The sequence below is a fragment of the Nocardiopsis alkaliphila YIM 80379 genome (genome assembly GCF_000341005.1).
Classification (GTDB): Bacteria; Actinomycetota; Actinomycetes; order Streptosporangiales; family Streptosporangiaceae; genus Nocardiopsis; species Nocardiopsis alkaliphila.
In genome coordinates this window covers 37,857-54,667 of record NZ_ANBD01000093.1, presented here as the reverse complement: position 1 = coordinate 54,667, position 16,811 = coordinate 37,857, and the positions used below count along the sequence as shown (strand labels likewise).

Here is a 16,811-nt window from a genome sequence, read left to right as displayed (position 1 = left end):
CCGTAGGCGGCTCCGGGCACCTCATCGGGCAGGACGAGGGGCACTCCGAGCCGTTCGGAGGTGACCAGTTCGGTGTCCCATTCCTCCTGGCGGATCACGCCGCCGCATTCGCTGAGGCCTCGTGTGAACAGGTCCTCAGCGCTCACACGGGCGCTGAACCGGCCGCCCTTGACGTGGACGGGGTAGGTGAGTCGGGTGGTACCGGGTCGTCGGACCATCCGCAGACCGGTGGCATCCGTGGCGGGAGCGGACAACAGGTCGCCCTCGATGTGGAGTTCGGCGGCGTGGGGGTCGAAGCGGTGCTCGGTGACGCGGGCTCGGGTCGGCTCGACGCTGACGACGAGCTGCCGGTCCTTGTTCCAGTGCGGCCGAATCCACATCTGGTCACCGACGTCGTGGTAGCCGGGCCGTTCGGGTTGTCCGGAGACGGGGTTGGAGATGATGCGGCGCCTGGTCAGGCCGCGGTTGAAGACGACCAGTTCGACCTTCCAGTCGCCGGGTTTCCAGGTCCGGGCCGAGCGAAGACGGTGCGGGTCCAGGATGACGGTGAAGCCACCGAAGTCGTGCCTTGCGGCCTCGGGCAGGTCGGGCAACCGGTATTCGGCGGCCAGACGGACCTGCACGGGTACGCGGATACGTCGGTTGGTGGCGGTGTTGATCGCGAAGGCGACCAAGTGCTGGTGCCAACGCTTGTGAGCACGCAGGTGGCGGATACCCACTCGGCCACTGATGTGGAGCCGGCCATCCCGCCAGCGCACGTCCTCGACCTTCTGGCGGACCCTGATCTCCTCCTCGAGGCGGTAGATCTCCCGAGGGACGGCCTTGGCCGGATCCTTGGCCTCGAAAAAGGGATAGGCGATGTAGTAGCCCAGCCCACGGCGGACCACGTTCGCCTTCTTGATCTCGACGCTCTTGGCGAAGGTGGCGACCTCCACCACGTCGTCCGAGCGCCGCTTGCGCACCAGGTGGTACAGGAGCCGATCCAGGACGGGCATCCCGTTGAGGAGGGCCTGCGGTACGTGGTCGAGGTAGGCGTTGAGCAGGTCCACGACCGTCTCGCGGACGGGCTCGTCCGCGTCGTCCATCCGCAACAGGAGCTGGTGGAGCTCACCTTGGAGGAGGTTGCGGTCCCACAGTTTCCGGTCTGCGTTGTTCAGCTCGCCGGCGATCCGGTTCATCATGGTCAGGCGCCGGGCGAGGGCGGCCTCTTCCAAGGGTGGCCGGCTGTCGGCGCGTTCGCGCAGGAGCAGGACGGGAGCAGGAAGCACGCTCACCGCGTCGGCCCGCAGGCTCAACCGCCGGATCGCGAGGTCACCGTCCTCGGGCCGGGTCTCGAAGGCCTGCTGGGACTCCCAGAACTCTCGGCGCCAGAGCCGGTTGCCCAGGGTGGCGTCGGAGAGCAGGCCGGGAACGTTTCGGGGGTCCTCGGCCAGGCGCTGGCGAGAACACAGCCTCTTGTGCGCTTTGGAGGGCGCGGCGCCCAGCTCGTTGAACTGGTGCACGTTACCGATGACCAGGTCCGCGCGGGTGTCGGCGGCACTGTGCGCCAGGTAGGCGATCGCGTAGCTGGTCAGAGCATCGGATCCGGTGAGGAAGAGCAGGTGGTCGCCGGTGGCCTCGGCCGCCCCGCGTGTGCGGGCCGCGGGGTGATCCGAGCACGGGCCCTCCTCCAAGAGCTTGACGCGTAGGCCGGGTGGTGGGCTCTGGGCGAAGGCACGGGCCTGGGCCAACCCCTCCGCGCGCGCGGATTCGACCGCCTCGTCGCCCTGGTCGTTCTCTTCCCGGCCGGGTTCGTCGGAGTCGGTACGGGCGATCTCGTCGTCGCCCTCGGCGCTCATGTCCGGCCCGGAGGTCTTTCCGTCGGAGACCTCGGGATCGGCCGGGGGCGTCGCGCTCGCCCCGTCGGTGACACGGACCGGCACGAGGATGACCTCGGCGCCGGGCCGTAGGGCGCCGTTACGCGCCCCCTCCTCGCCCTGGGCCTCGTCGCGTTGACGGGCCAGAGAATCGAGGCAGTTCTGCAAGTGCGGCTCGGTGACGTCGAACGTCACGATGATTGTGGGTTCGGGCACGGAAGTTGACACCCTTCGAAGGGTTCGTCGCTGTGCGACGTGCGGGCACCGTAGTGCGGACGGTCCACGCTGATCAGACGGTCATTTAACTGAATGTAAAAGGTACTTGACCCAACGCACGTCAAACCCCGGACAGCCGAGAACGGGGAAGGTCGGGGCTGCGTGAGGCGAACGCCTTCACGTCCGCCTCGAATCGGGGCCTTGTGCCAGGGTCCAACCCGGGTTTTCGGTTTCCTCCCACGACCACGGCCATGGGATCGACCACCCGAAACGGTTCGGGTGGCTCGCGCACCTCGCGGTGGCGGCCGGTTCCTGCTTCACTGACACGTGAACCACGGGCCTGGCGTCCACACCGCGAGGTTTCGTCATGTTCTCGCGATGAGAGCCCGGCTCGCACGGATCACCGACCCGCGCGTGTCCATTCGGCTTCACGGACATCTCGCGAATCTACCAGGGAAGCGAAACGGCTTCTCCTCGGTCGGTGGGTCCGGGGACCGATCGCGGACGAAGGGGTAGGGGCGGCGATGGCCTCTCGCGAACACGAAGACGAGCGGCGACGGGCGAATCGGGGTCGGCTCGACCCGGAGCGGCGGCTCCCACCGGGGGACGCTCTGTTCACTCCGGGCGCGGGACGGTTGCGCCAAGAGGTGGAACGACGCAGCGCGGTTCCCCTGGTGTGGCTGCACCAACGTCCACATTGGCTCCTTCCCCTGCTGCTGGGCGTCCTGTTCATCGCGGGCCTGACGTCTCCGGGAGTGCTGGGAGCCCTGTGTCTGCTGACGGTGGCGGCCTTCTTCGCCTGGTTGGCCTTCCTGACCTGGCCGACCTTGGCCCGGCGACAACGGGTGCCGCGGGTTCTGATGGTGCTGGTGGTACTGGTCTTGGCCCTGGCCCGGGCCTCGGGCCTTTGAGCCCGAGCACCGCTCCTACGGGAGAAGGCGGTGATGGGCGACGGTCAAGGTTTTGACAACCATTTTCGTTTTCGTCATAATGTGGGAGTGTCTGCCCAGCTCATCGGTTCAGGGTCCCGTTCCTCCCAAGTCCCGCCCGCCTTCCAGGTCGTCGACGCCCACGCCGCCTATGACGGCGTCCCCGTTCTCAACGGCGTCGACGTCCAGGTCCCCGTGGGCCAGACCATGGCCGTCCTGGGCCCCAACGGTTCGGGCAAATCGACCCTGATGCGCGCGATGCTCGGCATCGTGCCCCTCACCTCCGGCCGAATCCACATCCATGGCACGCCCTTGCGCCGTTTCCGCGATTGGAAGCGGATCGGCTACGTCCCCCAGCGGCTCACCGCCGGGGGCGCCGTCCCCGCCACCGTCCGTGAGATCGTCGCCTCCGGCCAGGTCGCCCGACGCCGCCGCCTGTCCTTGTCCACCAAGGCGGACCGTGCCGCGGTCGAGGAGGCCCTGGCCGCCGTCGACCTGAGCGAACGGGCCGGCGACGCCGTACGCGAACTTTCCGGTGGTCAGCAACAGCGCGTGCTCATCGCCCGTGCCCTGGCCGGACGTCCCGACACCTTCGTCATGGACGAACCCATGGCCGGGGTGGACGCCGACAACCAACGCGCCCTGGCCCGCACCATCGCCCGCCTGAGTGAACAGGGCAGCACGGTGGTCCTGGTCCTGCACGAACTGGGTCCGCTGGAGAACGTCATCGAGCGCGCCGTGGTGCTGGAACAGGGCCGGGTGGTCCACGACGGCGCACCGCCCGCGGCCATCGGCGCGTGCGCGCGCCCCGGACACGTACACCAGCATCCCCACCCTGACCCCAACGACCCCGATCCACGGGTCGCGTCCACCGACGCGCACTCGGAGATCGTTCGACTCGAGGTGCCCCACCGTGACTGAACTGCTGCAGTACGAGTTCATGCGGCGGGCCCTGCTCGCGGCGGTGCTGGTGGGCCTGGTCGCCCCGGTGATCGGCACCTTCCTGGTCCAGCGCCGTCTGGCCCTGCTGGGCGACGGCATCGGCCACGTGGCGCTGACCGGTGTGGCCTTGGGCCTGCTCACCAGCACCTCACCGGTGTTGACCGCCGCGGTGGTGGCGACCGTGGGCGCCATCCTCATGGAACTGGTCCGAGTGCGTACCCGGACCAGTGGGGACGTGGCGCTGGCGCTGCTGTTCTATGGCGGTATCGCCGGTGGTGTGCTGCTCATCGGGCTCACACCGGGTGCGAGCAACGCCACCCTGACCTCCTTCCTGTTCGGTTCGGTGAGCACCGTGGGTGAACAGGACATCTGGATCGTGGGCGTGCTGGCGGTCGGCGTGTTGGCGGTCCTCGCGGTCTTCGGACGTGAACTGTTCGTGCTGTGCCAGGACGAGGAGGTGGCCCGGGCCCATGGGCTGCCGGTGCGTTTTTTGAGCATTCTGTTGGCGGTGACCGCCGCCCTGACCGTGGTGATCGCGATGCGTGTGGTGGGTGTACTGATGGTGAGCGCGCTCATGATCGTCCCCGTCGCCGCGGCCCAACAGCTCAGTCGCAGCTTCCGGGTGACCATGGGCTTGGCCGTGTTCATCGGTCTGTCCTCCTCTTTGGGTGGGCTGACCACGGCGTTCTACTCGGACCTGGCCCCGGGCGCCACCATCGTGCTGCTGGCCTTGGCGGTGTACTGCGTGGCGGTCCTGTCCGGTGGCCTGTTGCGCCGGACCGCCAAACGGCGGAGGGCCACACCCCCCTCCACCGCCGCGAGAAGCCCCATGGATACGATGATCCAGAGTGATCGGGGGAGGTTGACACCATGACCACACGACGTGAGGACGTCCGCCGGGCGCTGACCGAGTCCTCCGGTTTCCGCAGTGCGCAGGACCTGTACGCGGACCTTCGTGCCGATGGGTCCAAGATCGGTCTGACCACCGTCTACCGCGCCTTGCAGGCGCTGAGCGACTCGGGCGAGGTGGACGTCCTACGCACCGACGAGGGCGAGTCCGTCTACCGCGCGTGCGACACCGAAGACCATCACCATCACCTGGTGTGCCGAACGTGCTCCACCGCGGTGGAGATCGAGGCTCCCACGGTGGAGCGCTGGACCACCGAGATCGGCACCCTGCACGGTTTCACCAACGTCACCCACACCGTCGAAGTGTTCGGCACCTGCGCCGACTGCTCGGCCCGGTAGGNCCGACCGACAGGAGAGGCCCCCCGCCGTGGCGGGGGTCCTCTCCCACGTTCGGGCCAAAATCACGGGGCCTGGTCATCGGGATGGAGCTGTTCGCAGCGTTGCAGGGTGGGCCGTTTGGCGCTCACCCCGTCACCGGAGGAACGACCGGTCAGCCGGCGATGGATCCATGGGACGAGGAACTCTCGCGCCCAGTACAGGTCCTCCTGCCGGGCGGTGCGCCAGTCACGCGGCTCCGGCGGTGGCCAAGGCTCGTTCCAGTCGCCCTCGACCGGCAGACCCAGGACCTCGCACACTCGTAGGGCCAGTCGACGGTGGCCTTCCGAGGACAGATGCAGCCGGTCCCAGTTCCAGGCACGGGAATCATCGAGGATCCTCATGCTCCACACGTCGACGACGTCGCAGCCGTACTTGTCGGCGACCGCGCGCATGTGCATGTTGTAGGTGGCGATCTTGCCGCGCAGGTGGCGCATGACCGGCTGCCAGTTGGTGTCGAATCCGGTGAAGATCACCACACGGGCACCGGTGGCGCGCAATTCGACGACCATCGACTCGAAGATCTCCACGACCCGGTCGGGGTCGCCACCCGGACGAAGGAGGTCGTTGCCGCCGGCACACAGGGTGACCAGGTCGGGCTTCATCTCGACCGCGTGCGGCACCTGTTCGTCCCGGATCTGGGCGATGAGGCGACCGCGGATGGCGAGGTTGGCGTAACGCACCTCGGCCACGTGCTCGGTGAGGTGTTCGGCCACACGGTCGGCCCACCCCCGATAACGACCGTTGGGCACGCTGTCGCTGTCCGGGTAGGGGTCGCTCATGCCCTCGGTGAAACTGTCTCCGAGGGCGACGTAGGACAGGATGTCCTTGTTCTTGAGATCACCGGAGGAACCGGTCCGCACACCGCTCATGGTGTTCGATGATGCAGCCCCACCCCTGGGTTACGCGACAGTAGGTTGATGGTTCGTCACGTTTTGGGGTGGAGCTCACACCACGAGCGGTGTGGCGAAGAACGCGTGGGGTGACGGCGGTGTCAGCGGTCCTTGGTCAGGAGCGTGAGCTCGGGACGCTTGGCGGTCACCGTGTCCCCCGAGGAACGCCCCGTCAGGCGCCTGCCGATCCACGGGGCCAGGGAATCCTTCACCCACTGCAGGTCCTCACGCCGGGCCTTGGCCCAGCTCACCTGTTCGAGGACGGGCCAGGGCCGGTCCCAACGCTCCTCGGTGGGCACTCCCAGGACCTCGGCCACACGCAGGGCCAGCCGGCGGTGCCCCTCCGGGGACATGTGGAGTCGATCCTCGTCCCAGGCACGCGAGTCGTTGAGCACGTCCATCGACCACTGGTCGACCAGGTGGCAGTCGTACTTGTCGGCGATCGCGCGAACGTTCATGTAGAAGCGCGCGAACAGACCGATGGTGCCACGCATGTACCCGGTGGCGACGTTGACCCCGGTGAACAGGACGACCTGGCTGCCGTTCGCGCGCAGGCGGGACACGGCGTGGTCCAGGACGCGGGCCACGCGCTCGGGGTCTCCCGCCGGGCGCAGCAGATCATTGCCGCCGGCGCACAGCGTGACCACGTCCGGCTTCATCTCCAGGGTGGGCGCCAGCTGATCGGTGACGATCTGACGGATCAGCTTGCCACGCACCGCCAGGTTGGCGTAGTGGATCTCCCCGGTGTGGTCGGCCAGGTGTTGGGCCAACCGGTCCGACCAACCTCGGAAGACCCCGGAGCCATCGGGGTAGGGGTCTCCCACACCCTCGGTGAAACTGTCCCCCATCGCCACGAGCGACATTCCGGGACGGAGCCACGAGTACTCGCCGCTCTGGGCCATCACTTCTCCTTCTTTACCTGGTTGGGTTCGGCGCCACCGTANNNNCCCCAGCCCCGCCACAGATCACGGCGGTCGAAGTCGGGCCAGAGCGTCTCCAAGAAGACGAACTCGGCGTAGGCGCTCTGCCACAGCAGAAAGTTGGACAGTCGCTGCTCCCCCGAGGAACGCACGAACAGATCGACCGGAGGGACGTCGGGGGCGTACAAGTGTTGGGCGAGGGTGTCCTCGGTGATCTTCTCCGGAGAGATCCGGCCCTCGGCGGCTTGTCGGGCCAACTCTCGGGCGGCGTCGACGATCTCGGCTTGGCCGCCGTAGTTCACACAGAACTGGAGAGTGAGCGCCGTGTTGTCCTTGGTCATCTCCTCGGCGTCTTGAAGTTCGGAGATGACGCTCTTCCAGAGCATCCCCGCGCGCCCCGCCCATTTGACGCGCACACCACGTGCGTGCAGTTCGTCACGGCGACGACGGATGACGTCCCGGTTGAACCCGAGCAGGAAACGCACCTCGTCGGGTGAACGTTTCCAGTTCTCGGTGGAGAAGGCGTACGCGGACAGGTGGGGGATGCCCATCTCCAAGGCGCCCTCGATCACGTCGAAGAGGGAGGACTCTCCGGCTCGGTGACCTTCGGTGCGCGGCAGGCCGCGTTCCTTGGCCCAGCGGCCGTTGCCGTCCATGACCACGGCGACGTGCCGGGGCACCAGGTCGGCGGGCAGGCTCGGAGGGCGCGCCCCGCTGGGGTGGGGGGCGGGCGCGATGTGTTCCGACCCCTCCGGTCGCTCCCGCCTACCTTTGTCGAAGCTGAACAGACTCAAGAACGCTCCACATGGCGCAGTGATCGGATTCCGTTTTCCAGGTGCCACTGTAGGTAGGCCGCGACCATTCCACTGCACTCGGAGCGGTGCCCGCCTTCGCTGGCGTCCGCGCTGTCCCAATCGCCTCCGAGCAGGGCGAACATGAGCCGGACCGTCTCGGGCGAGGGGTACACGGAGCCGTGGGGGCGGCACACCGAGCAGACCATACCGCCGGCGTGCACCGCGAACGCACGGTGCTCCCCGCGGGTTCCGCAGCGGGCGCATTCGGTCAAGGCGGGGGCGTAGCCCGCCACGGCCAGGGATCTCAGAAGGTAGGCGTCCAGGACGAGCCTGGAGTCATGACCTCCCTCACCCAGGGTCCTCAGGGCACCGATGAGCAGGAGGAACTGGCGCAGCGCCGGGTCCTTCTCCACCGCGACGATCTTCTCCGCGGTCTCCAGCATCGCGCTGGCCGCGGTGTAGCGGGAGTAGTCGTGGACCATCGCCGAACCATAGGAACGCACGGTCTCGGCCTGCGTGATGACGTCGAGCGTACGCCCGGTGTGCAACTGCAGGTCGACGTGGGTACACGGCTCCAACCGCGCGCCGAAACGGGACTTGGTACGGCGTACGCCCTTGCCGACGGCACGCACCAGACCGGTGCGGCGGGTCAGGAGGGTGATGATGCGGTCGGCCTCGCCCAGCTTCTGGTTGCGCAGGACGACGCCCTCGTCACGGTAGAGGCTCACTACTCCATTGTCGCGGATACGACCGACCACCTGGTCGGTGCATCCCGAAAACCTGGCCGGTCCGCCCTGAAAGCACGATCGGTCCGGCCCGAAAGCACGAGGACGCACGAACCCCTGATCAGGTTCATTACGGTTTGGATTCCCTTTTCACGACATTTGCTCTACTCTCACGCGCTAGGGATATCGATGCTCGGCCGTGCCGCCCTCCCCCCGCGACACCGCAGACCCGGGCATCGCTTGCCCCCACCGAACACAGAGCCACCGATGACCATGTGTGGCCATGGATACGGCAAGCCCCTCTCCGGCGAGTTCGGTCTCCGGGTGACCGAGCCTCAACGGGCTCACCCCACCGGCCGCCTTCACGAGGGCGCCCCGTACGTTTCCCATCCCGGCACGGAAGGTACAAGCGAAATGGCGCGAGGTCGCAGAGGCAAGCGCAGGATGAGCGCTCGCGAACAGCGCGCACCCCGCGAGGGCCGGTACTCGGAGTACGAAGATCAGGATCGGCACGACGACGATGGGTTCTGGGAGGAGGGCCGGTCGAATCGTCGCAAACGGCGCAGGGTGTTCCCACTCGTCGCGGGTGTGGTCGCCGTCCCCGTCGGCCTGGCCCTGGCCGGGGCACTGGTCCTGAACACGGTCGGAGAGGACAAGGACGCGCTGGAGGCCGCCGACGGCGCAAGCTCCGCCGGTCGGATCGGGGAGGGTGCCGTCGCCGACGACTCCCAGGTTCCGGACCTGGAGGGTGACGACTTCTTCGAGGAACCCACCCAGGCTCCCGAACCGGCTGAGCCCGCCGGGGACAGTTCTCCCCGCAGCGCCCAGGCGACCGCCTCCTATGCCCCCGAGGACTCCGGTGAGGAGGCCGGTGGTGGCGGTGACGGTGGCGGTTCCGGCGGCGGTGCGAGCAATGGCGGTGGCGGTTCCAGCGGCGGTGCGAGCAATGGCGGTGGCGGTGGTGGCGGCGGCGGTTCCTCTTCGGCCGGCCCCATGGCCACCGAGGTCGTGACGCTGGTCAACAGTGAACGGGCCTCGAACGGCTGCTCCCCGGTGCGGGTCGACGACAAACTGACCGCCGCCGCGCAGGAGCACAGCGAGGACATGGCCGCCCGCGGCTACATGGCCCACGAGAGTCCCGAGGGTGAAGGACCGGGTGAACGTGCGCGTCGCCACGGCTACGACTCCTGGGGCGCCGAGAACGTCGCCAAGGGGCAACAGAACGCCCGGCAGGTGATGGACGCATGGATGAACAGTCCTGGCCACCGCCGCAACATCCTCAACTGCGATCTGAAGGCGATCGGGGTCGGCGAGGCCGACCGTGCCTGGACTCAGAAGTTCGGCTACCGGTGACCGTCTGAGCGACGACGAGGACCGAAGAACGTCGGTGGGGCCCGCGGCGAGACGTTCGTCGCGAGCCCCATCCTCGAATCGGGTACGCCCCCGATCCGGTCCGCGTCCTTGGACCGGATCCCGCCTCAGGTCAGAGGCGACCGATGGCGCTGCACATGGCCTTCAGGGATGCGGTGGTGATGCTGCTGTGGATGCCCACCCCCCACACGACCCGGCCGTCGATCTCGGCCTCCACGTAGGCGGCGGCGCGGGCGTCGCCGTCCTCGCCCATGGAGTGCTCCACGTAGTCGATCACGCGAACCTTGACGTCGACGTCGGTCAGGGCGTCGGCGAACGCGGAGATGGGGCCGTTACCGGTGCCCTTCAGTTCACGGATCTCGCCGTGCACGCGGGCGTCGGCCTCGATCGAGTAGGTGCCGTCCTCGCCGGTGCTGGAGCGGTGCGCCAGGACCGCGACCGGCCCCCGATCGGCCAGGTAGGTCTGGGAGAAGATCTCCCAGATGCGGTCCGCCGGGAACTCGCCGCCCTCGGCGTCGGTGAACTGCTGGATGACCTGGGAGAACTCGATCTGTAGGCGCCGCGGCAGGTCCAGGGCGTGGTCTCGCTGCATGATGTAGGAGACGCCACCCTTGCCGGACTGGCTGTTGACCCGGATGACCGCCTCGTAGTTGCGGCCCACGTCCTTGGGGTCGATGGGCAGGTAGGGCACGTCCCAGGGGTACTCCTCGACCGGGACGCCGGCCTCGGCCGCGCGCTTGTTCAGGTCGTCGAAGCCCTTCTTGATGGCGTCCTGGTGGGAGCCGGAGAAGGCGGTGTAGACCAGGTCGCCGCCGTAGGGGTGGCGCGGGGCCACCGGCAGCTGGGTGCAGTGTTCGACCGTGCGACGGATCTCGTCGATGTTCGAGAAGTCGATCTTGGGGTCCACGCCCTGGCTGAACAGGTTCAGTCCCAGGGTGACCAGGCAGACGTTGCCGGTGCGCTCACCGTGGCCGAACAGGCAGCCCTCGACACGGTCGGCGCCGGCCATGACGGCCAGTTCGGCGGAGGCCACACCGGTACCACGGTCGTTGTGCGGGTGTACGGACAGGACCACGTGTTCGCGCCGGGACAGGTTGCGGCTCATCCACTCGATCTGGTCGGCGTAGATGTTGGGGGTGGCGCGCTCGACGGTGGCGGGCAGGTTCAGGATGATCTCGCGGCCCGGACCGGGGTTCCACACGTCCATGACCGCCTCGCAAACCTCCAGGGCGAAGTCCAGTTCGGTGTCGACGAAGATCTCGGGCGAGTACTGGTAGCCGAAGTACTCGGTCTGGCCCAGGTACTGCTCGGCGAAGCGCATCACGTGGCCGGTGCCCTTGACCGCGATGTCCTTGCAGGCCTGACGGTCGACCTTGAACACGACGCGGCGGAAGGTGGGCGCGGTGGCGTTGTACAGGTGCACGCTGGCGCGCTTGGCGCCGACCAGGCTCTGCACGGTGCGCTCGATCAGGTCCTCGCGGGCCTGGGTCAGCACGGAGATCTGCACGTCGTCGGGGACCAGGTCGCCCTCGATCAGCTCCCGAACGAAGTCGAAGTCGGTCTGACTCGCGGCGGGGAAGCCGACTTCGATCTCCTTGTAGCCCATCTTGACCAGCAGCCGGAAGATCTCGTGCTTGCGTGAGGGGTCCATCGGCTCGATCAGTGCCTGGTTGCCGTCGCGCAGGTCGGTGGACAGCCAGCGGGGCGCTTGGGTGATGGTCTTGGCGGGCCAAGTGCGGTCCGGCAGGTCCACCGGGGCGAAGGGCTGGTAGCGCTGGAAGGGCATGGAACTGGGTTGTTGCTGCGGCACCATGGTGGTGTTACTCCTTGGAAAGTCGTGGCACGTGGTGTAACGGCCGACAGGGCAAGCCGAAGTCCCGCGACGAGGGGCCGACCTTTTAACGATCCCCGTCGCGGCCACTAAGGAGGAGCAGCTCACGCAGCATAACGATCGTCACGCTAGCAGACGGAGGAGAAGAATCGGCACTCTTTGCTCACATGCTGAGACGGGGCCACTGTGAACCGTGACGCCCTGAGGGGTTCGCGCGGATTTCAGATGATCGTTCAAAATCGGTACCTCGACTTCAAGATACAAACGCGGGCGGCTACCCTGGAGTGGAACCCTTCAGTGCTAGGGGGTTTTATACGGAGTCCGTCGGCGGGACCCAGGGTGCGGCCAACACCCGAGGCCCCGGTAGGTAGGCAAGCCGTACCTCCGCTGAGCCGGTACCGCCGACGGACGCCTTCCCACGTTCGGATCGTTCACGCGTAAGGATCCACACCACCGAACGTTCGCCGACCCGATGGGGCGACTTCCTCCCCACGCCCAAAGGCGGGGAATTCCAATCAATCCTCGGGGGTCCGACGTAGCCCCGCGATGAGCAGATCGACCATACGGGTGGCCTTGTAGCGCGGGTCGCTGTCGGCGCCGGCACAAAGGTTCCCGATCCCCCTCATCAGTTCGTAGGCCTCGACGTCGGCGACGATCCGCCCCTCCTCCACCGCCGCTTCGAGAAGCCGTGCGCACACGGGCACGAGCCGGTCGAGGAAGTACGTGTGCAAAGCGTCGAACCCGGCGCCCTCGCCCCGCAGAGCGGCGGCCAACCCGTGCTTGGTGACCAAGAACTCGACGAACATGCCCACCCAACGCGAGAGGGCCTCGTACGAATCATCGGCGGTGGCGAGCAGTTCCGGCCCGGCCTGGGCACAGGCTTCGATCTGGTGGCGATAGACGGCGATGACCAGATCGGCCCGGGTCGGGAAATGGCGATAGACGGTGCCCATGCCCACGCCCGCGATCGCCGCGATCTCGCGCACCGGCGCGTCCACCCCCGACTCAACGAAGACGCTGGCCGCGGCCTCCAACAGGGCCCGTTCGTTGTGCCGTGCGTCGGCCCGTTTCCGTGGCACCGACCGCTCCGCGCCTCCATCACGATTCTTCACCGTGCCCACACCCCTCACTTCTCATCCTTGACAACCGGAGCAACGTTCCATATGTTCAAGCGGAGCAGTGTTCCACTTAAGCGTTCCAGCGCGACCGCCCCTGAAAGGAATCCCATGGGCGACCCGAACTCCACTCCGACCGAATCGAGCACCCCGGCCCGCGTCCTCTCCGTGAGTCCGGTCGTGCTCCCGGCGCCGGAACGTGGAGAGGATCTACGGTTGCGCGTCAGCGCGCCCGAGGCCGGAACAGGCCTGCCGGTCATCATCTTCTCGCACGGTTTCGGAGGCTCACTGGACGGCTACGCACCACTGGTCGACTTCTGGGCCGCACACGGTTTCGTCGTGGTCCAGCCGACCCATCTCGACTCCCGAACCCTGAACATCGCTCCTGACGATCCCCGCACCCCGTCGATCTGGCGTTTTCGCGTGGAGGACCTGACGCGCGCCCTCGACCGACTCGACACCCTGGAGACCACGATCCCCGGCCTCCAGGGACGGATCGACCACCACCGCATCGCCGTCGCCGGACACTCCTGGGGAGCCCAGACGGCCGGCACCCTACTCGGCGCACGGGTGCTCGACGACCAGGGCGAACCGGGGGAGGACCTGTCCGACCCCCGGGTGAAGGTCGGGGTGCTACTGGCCGCGGCCGGCACCGATGAAGGCACCCTCACACCGTTCGCGGCCGAACACTTCCCCTTCATGAAGCCGAGTTTCGCGACGATGAGCACGCCCACCCTCGTCGTCGCCGGGGACAGCGACCAGTCGGCCCTTTCCACTCGAGGTCCGGATTGGTGGACCGACGCCTACCACCTGGGACCGGGGGCCACGGACCTGCTCACCCTGTTCGGGGCGGAGCATTCCCTGGGCGGTGTCGCCGGGTACGGCGTGGCGGAGACGACCGACGAAAGCCCCGAGCGGGTCGCCCTGATCCAACGGGTCTCCTTGGCCTACCTGCGTGACGCACTCGGCATCGACTCCACCGGTTGGAAGGAGGAACTCTCGGTTCTGAGACAAGACTCCGACCCACGGGGCCGTCTGGAATCCAAGTAAGGGGGCGAGACGCCCGCCGGCCACATGTGGCCACGCTCGGCTCATGTCCGGTCACAAAAAAGCGGGCTTCACGTGGCAGGGCTCCGAAACCAGACGATTCACGGCTCCCGTCACCTCCGGCCGGCCATATTGACAGTTCTCGGGGCCCTGATCTCCAATACCGCACAGTATTCGTAGCCTCACACCCCGCTCATGGAGGCACAGTGCACCATGCGTCCCCCTCCCCCTTCAGAAGATCCCTCGTCCCCGTCGCCGTCGGCGCCCTCCTCCTGGGCACACTGGCCACCGGAAGCGCCACCGCCGAACCCGGCTACGGGTTGTACGAGATCGACGGTGTGACCACCCCCGAGGAACGCTCGGAGATCGCCGCCACCGGTGTAGCGATCGACCACGTGGGCGAGGACTCGGTGCTGATCACCGGATCGACCGAGGACCTCGACGAACTCGACTCGCTGGGATACGCGGCCCGAGCCTTCGAGCCCGCGCGGACACTGGCGAGCCCGGACCCGGGCTACACCACCTATCCGGAACTACTGGAGATCATCGACCAGGTGGTCACCGACCACCCGGGCATTGCCGCGCGGGAGGTCTTCGGGCGATCCCATGAGGGCCGGGACCTGGTGGCGGTCAAGATCAGCGATAACGTGACCGTGGACGAGGACCGGCCCGAGGTACTGTTCGTCCACTCCCAGCACGCGCGCGAGCACCTGACCGTGGAGATGGCGGTCTACCTGCTGCACCTGTTGACCGATGGCTACGGGGAGGAACCCCGGATCACCGAACTGGTGGACGGTCGGGAGATCTGGATCCTGCCCAACGTCAACCCGGACGGCAGTGAGTACGACATGGCGGGTGATACCTGGCGGAACTGGCGTAAGAACCGCCAGCCCAACGAGGGTTCTTCCGCCATCGGCACGGACATGAACCGCAACTGGGCCTACAATTGGGGCTGTTGTGGCGGTTCCTCGGGCAACCCGAGCGGCACCACCTATCGGGGAGACGCCCCCGAATCCGCCACCGAGGTGAAGGCGGTCGCCGACTTCGTGCGCGGTCGGGTGGTGGACGGCGAACAGCAGATCACCGCCGCCATCGACTTCCACACCTACAGCGAACTCATCCTGTGGCCCTTCGGTCACACCTACGATGAGACCACCGGCGCGATGACACAGGAAGAGTACGACACCCACCGCGCGTTGGGCGAGTACATGGCCGAGGCCAACGGGTACACGCCCCAGCAGTCCAGCGACCTGTACATCACGGACGGTTCGATCAACGACTGGCTGTGGGCCGACCAGGGCATCGTCAACTTCACGTACGAGATGTATCCTCGCTCGGCCTCGGGTGGGGGCTTCTACCCGCCGTCCTCGGTGATCGAGCGCGAGACCTCCCGTAACGAGGAGGCGGTGCTGCGCTTGTTGGACTACGCGGACTGCCCCTACCGGATCATCGGTGAGCAGGACGCCTACTGCGGCTGACCCACGCCACGGAGCGCCCCGGTCCGATCGTTCGGGTCGGGGTCCTTCCTTCATCCAAAACGGTTGCGATACACCTTCCCGTCCTTGACGATGACCGACAGGTTTCGTCCGGGATCGGCCAGCAGTGAGAGGTCCTGAGTCGGATCACCCTCCACCACCAGCAGGTCCGCCCAGGCACCCGGCCGCACCACCCCCAGTTCGGCCTCACCATAGGGGTCCCGGTTTCCGGCCATTCCCAACAGGGCCGCGTTACCCGAGGTGCCCACCCGCAGGGCGTCCACCGGTGACATGTACCGATCCAGGCGGGTGAACATTCGCGATTGGCGATCACCCGCGTCCGGGGCGAAGAGCAGGTCCGTACCGAAGGCGAGCCGCGCGCCGTGCTCACGTGCCCAGGTGAACAGGTGGTCCACCCCCGCGCAGACCTCGGCGTCCTTGGCCGTGGATCGCGGATCGGGGAAGGAGTGGTCGCCAACGGCGAAGGGCTGCGTACTCAACCACGCCCCCTTGCTCGCGACCAGGGCGACCGTCTCCTCGTCCGCCAACTGTCCGTGTTCGATGGAGCGGACCCCCGCGTCCAGGGCACGTCTGATCCCTTCGGTGTCGAACACGTGCACGGCGACGTAGGTCCCCCAGTCCTGAGCCGCCTGGACCGCCACCCGTAGTTCCTCCGGGGTGAACTGCAAGACGTCCAGGTCGTCGTAGACCGACGTGACTCCGCCTCCGGCCATGAGCTTGACCTGGCAGGCCCCTTTCTTGAGTTGTTCTCGTACGGCGGCGAGCACCCGTTCCGGCCCGTCCGCGACCCGCATGATCCCCAGTCGCTCCGCGCGGGACAAGGGACCACCAAGGGCCGTGGGCGCGTCGTAGACGGCGGAGAAGTCCCCGTGTCCGGCGGTCTGGGAGATCGCGGCGTTACTCGGGTAGACACGTGGTCCGGGGAACTCCCCGGAGTCGATCACACTCTTGATCGCTCCGGTGGGTCCGCCCATGTCACGCACCGAGGTGAAGCCGCGCATGAGCACGCGGCGGGCCTCGGCCAAGGCCTTGCAGTGCACCAGCCCGTCCTGACCGGTCAGCACTTCGAGAGCGGAGATACCCGAAACGGCCAGGTGGGTGTGGGCGTCGATGAGCCCGGGCATGAGCACGCGGGTGACCGCTCCCCCCTCACCGGCGCAGTCGATCACCCGGGCATCGTCGGGTTCGGCGACCTCATCCGTGAGTGGAACGATCCGGTCGATGCGCCTTCCGCGCACCACCACGTGTCCGGTTTCGAGCCGTTCGCTCTTTCCATCGAAGACCCGGACGTTCTTGATGACCAGCGGTGATGACTCAGAGTTTTCGCTCACGCCCCTTGTGTGATCACCTTTGCGAGCCCTGAAACCTCCGTCCCCGCTCCAGTGCGGTGAC

Annotated in this window: 14 protein-coding genes and 1 pseudogene; 7 read left to right on the top strand and 8 right to left on the bottom strand. The window is 67.4% G+C overall.

Going from position 1 to position 16,811, the window contains the following annotated elements; all coding sequences use genetic code 11:
- Positions 1-2,072 (bottom strand): annotated as a pseudogene (locus D472_RS0114155) (CDP-glycerol glycerophosphotransferase family protein); the annotation flags it as partial.
- Positions 2,073-2,596: 524 nt separating this feature from the next.
- Here D472_RS0114155 and D472_RS0114150 point away from each other — a divergent pair.
- The 4 genes from D472_RS0114150 (at position 2,597) to D472_RS0114135 (ending at position 5,191) form a co-directional block, all read left to right on the top strand.
- Complete coding sequence (locus tag D472_RS0114150; protein WP_017605143.1) at positions 2,597-2,983, top strand: DUF6703 family protein; 387 nt, start codon at positions 2,597-2,599, stop codon at positions 2,981-2,983.
- 87 nt (positions 2,984-3,070) lie between these two features.
- Complete coding sequence (locus D472_RS0114145) at positions 3,071-3,922, top strand: metal ABC transporter ATP-binding protein (RefSeq protein WP_017605142.1); 852 nt, start codon at positions 3,071-3,073, stop codon at positions 3,920-3,922.
- The gene (locus tag D472_RS0114140) at positions 3,915-4,817 is read left to right on the top strand and encodes a metal ABC transporter permease (protein ID WP_017605141.1); all 903 of its coding nucleotides are present in this window, start codon (positions 3,915-3,917) and stop codon (positions 4,815-4,817) included. Before D472_RS0114145 ends, D472_RS0114140 begins: the two co-directional genes overlap by 8 nt.
- Positions 4,814-5,191: a Fur family transcriptional regulator gene (locus D472_RS0114135; RefSeq protein ID WP_017605140.1), complete on the top strand. Its 378-nt coding sequence runs from the start codon at positions 4,814-4,816 to the stop codon at positions 5,189-5,191. Before D472_RS0114140 ends, D472_RS0114135 begins: the two co-directional genes overlap by 4 nt.
- 62 nt (positions 5,192-5,253) lie before the next feature.
- Here D472_RS0114135 and D472_RS0114130 read toward each other — a convergent pair whose 3' ends face one another.
- The 4 genes from D472_RS0114130 to recO form a co-directional block, all read right to left on the bottom strand.
- A complete protein-coding gene (locus D472_RS0114130) occupies positions 5,254-6,099 on the bottom strand; it encodes an SGNH/GDSL hydrolase family protein (protein WP_017605139.1) in 846 nt (281 codons plus the stop codon).
- Between the two features lie 122 nt (positions 6,100-6,221).
- Positions 6,222-7,022, bottom strand: coding sequence for an SGNH/GDSL hydrolase family protein (locus D472_RS0114125; RefSeq protein ID WP_017605138.1), 801 nt, complete (start codon positions 7,020-7,022; stop codon positions 6,222-6,224).
- Complete coding sequence (locus D472_RS0114120) at positions 7,022-7,834, bottom strand: isoprenyl transferase (RefSeq protein WP_017605137.1); 813 nt, start codon at positions 7,832-7,834, stop codon at positions 7,022-7,024. Before D472_RS0114120 ends, D472_RS0114125 begins: the two co-directional genes overlap by 1 nt.
- Positions 7,831-8,562 carry a DNA repair protein RecO gene (recO, locus tag D472_RS0114115; protein WP_017605136.1) on the bottom strand — a complete coding sequence of 244 codons (732 nt, stop codon included), beginning with the start codon at positions 8,560-8,562 and terminating at the stop codon, positions 7,831-7,833. Before recO ends, D472_RS0114120 begins: the two co-directional genes overlap by 4 nt.
- Before the next feature lie 441 nt (positions 8,563-9,003).
- Between recO and D472_RS0114110 the strand changes: the two genes are divergently transcribed.
- Positions 9,004-9,912: a CAP domain-containing protein gene (locus D472_RS0114110; protein WP_017605135.1), complete on the top strand. Its 909-nt coding sequence runs from the start codon at positions 9,004-9,006 to the stop codon at positions 9,910-9,912.
- 130 nt (positions 9,913-10,042) lie between these two features.
- Here the strand turns inward: D472_RS0114110 and leuA are convergent, their stop codons facing one another.
- The gene (leuA, locus tag D472_RS0114105; protein WP_017605134.1) at positions 10,043-11,743 is read right to left on the bottom strand and encodes a 2-isopropylmalate synthase; all 1,701 of its coding nucleotides are present in this window, start codon (positions 11,741-11,743) and stop codon (positions 10,043-10,045) included.
- 533 nt (positions 11,744-12,276) lie between these two features.
- Entirely contained in the window at positions 12,277-12,840 is a 564-nt protein-coding gene (locus D472_RS0114100; RefSeq protein WP_239642977.1) for a TetR/AcrR family transcriptional regulator, read from the bottom strand.
- 147 nt (positions 12,841-12,987) lie between these two features.
- Between D472_RS0114100 and D472_RS0114095 the strand changes: the two genes are divergently transcribed.
- Together D472_RS0114095 and D472_RS0114090 are read left to right on the top strand one after the other, a co-directional pair.
- Positions 12,988-13,926: an alpha/beta hydrolase family protein gene (locus D472_RS0114095; protein ID WP_017605132.1), complete on the top strand. Its 939-nt coding sequence runs from the start codon at positions 12,988-12,990 to the stop codon at positions 13,924-13,926.
- Positions 13,927-14,129: 203 nt separating this feature from the next.
- On the top strand, positions 14,130-15,401 hold the full coding sequence (locus D472_RS0114090; RefSeq protein WP_017605131.1) for a M14 family metallopeptidase: 1,272 nt from the start codon (positions 14,130-14,132) through the stop codon (positions 15,399-15,401).
- A 50-nt stretch (positions 15,402-15,451) separates the two neighbouring features.
- Here D472_RS0114090 and D472_RS0114085 read toward each other — a convergent pair whose 3' ends face one another.
- Entirely contained in the window at positions 15,452-16,750 is a 1,299-nt protein-coding gene (locus D472_RS0114085) for a metal-dependent hydrolase family protein (RefSeq protein ID WP_017605130.1), read from the bottom strand.
- Positions 16,751-16,811 lie beyond the last annotated feature (61 nt).